The sequence below is a fragment of the Streptosporangium sp. NPDC006013 genome (assembly GCF_040614275.1).
GTDB lineage: Bacteria > Actinomycetota > Actinomycetes > Streptosporangiales > Streptosporangiaceae > Streptosporangium.
On sequence record NZ_JBEXUE010000899.1, the window covers coordinates 1 to 1,730 of the forward strand.

1 protein-coding gene is annotated in these 1,730 nt (G+C 67.9%); it reads left to right on the forward strand.

The features are described 5' to 3' along the window. Nucleotides 1-68: 68 nt before the first annotated feature. Nucleotides 69-1,643 (forward strand): IS1182 family transposase, encoded by a 1,575-nt coding sequence (locus ABZ260_RS50725; protein ID WP_355633062.1) that lies wholly within the window; start codon nt 69-71, stop codon nt 1,641-1,643. The last annotated feature ends 87 nt before the right edge of the window (nt 1,644-1,730 follow it).

A 1,730-nucleotide genomic window follows, 5' to 3' on the forward strand; every position in this document is an offset into this window, starting at 1 on the left:
CTAGAAGACCACTGAAGATCTCGCGTTCTTGTTCTGCCCCGGGAGAGATCACGCCAGACTTCTTGGTCATGCAGGGCGAGTGGGCCGGAGAGCCGATCGGGCCGGATGTTTGGGCGACCTGCCGGGAGCTGATCCCGGCAGGAAGCGTGTTCGCGTTCCTGGCTGAGCATCGCGAGGCGTTGTTTCCGAAAGCGATGTTCGCGGACATGTATCCGTCCCGAAACGGACGCCCGAGCATGCCGCCGCAGGTGCTGGCCGCCGCGATGGTGTTGCAGACCCTGCACGGGCTGTCGGACTTCGACACCGTCCAGGAGCTGCGCTGTGACCTGCGGTGGAAAGCCGCCTGCGGCTTGGGACTGTATGACACCGCCTTCGATCCGTCGCTGCTGACCTACTTCCGGCGGCGGCTGGCCCGCTCAACCGCCCCCAACCGGATCTTCGACGCGGTGCGCGCGGTCGTCACCGAGACCGGGGTCTTAAAGGGACGGCAACGGCGGGCGCTGGATTCGACCGTGCTGGATGACGCGGTGGCCACCCAAGACACCGTCACGCAGCTGATCGCCGCGATCCGCCGGGTGATCCGTGATGTGCCCGGCGCCGGAAAGGTCGCCGCTTCATGCTGCACCGCCCATGACTACACCGATCCGGGCAAGCCGGCGATCGCCTGGAACGATGAGCAGGCACGCGCGGTGCTGGTGGACGCGCTGGTGGGGGACGCGATCCGATTACTGGCAGGCCTGCCCGAGCAGCCCTTGGGCGAGCAGGGTGCGAACGCGGTCGGTATCTTGGCCCTGGTCGCGGGTCAAGACGTCGAACCCGCCGACGACTCCGACGGCCGGGACGGACGATGGCGTATCGCCCGGCGCACCGTGCCCGACCGGATGATCTCCACGGTGGACCCCGAATCCCGGCACGTGCACAAGACCCGCACCCACCACCAGGACGGATACAAGGCTCACCTGGTCGTTGAACCGGAGAGCGGTCTGCTGACCGCGGTCGCCTTGCGGCCCGGCGCCGGTGCCGCCCATCACGAGGCGGTGATGGCTGTGGACCTGCTCGCCGGAGAAGACCGGCCCGTCGACGTCCTGGGGGATGCGGCCTACTCCACCGGTCCTTGCCGACAGGAACTCCAGCAGGCCGGGCACCGGCTGGTGATCAAGCCGGCGCCGCCACGGCCGGCCGTCCCCGGCGGATTCACCCTTGATGACTTCGTCATCGACACCGTCTGTGGCACTGTCGTCTGCCCCGCTGGGCAACGCGCTGCTTTGGGCGGTAACACCATCAAGAAGCGGGCTGTCTTTGGGGAGGCATGCGCGGGCTGCCCACTGCGTGAGCGCTGCACCACCGCCAAGAAGGGGCGAGTCGTGCAGATCACCCCTCACCACGACCTGCTCGTCGCCGCCCGCCGTCAGGCCGCTACCGATCCGGCCTGGCAAGCCGACTACCGTCGGTGGCGGCCCCCGGTCGAGCGCGCGGTCGCCTGGATCGTGGCCCGCGGCAGTCGACGATTGCGCTACATCGGCACTATCAAGAACAACGCCTGGCTCCATACCCGGGCCGCCGCCGTCAATCTCCGCACGCTCATCAACCTCGGACTTGCCCGGACCGACGATATGTGGACGCTGGCCATCACGCCGGTATAGGAACGCCACGGCCATGCTGGCGCCCCCACCGGGGACATCACAGACCCCCGGGGGCATCACACCAAGATCTTCAGTGGGCTTCTAGGG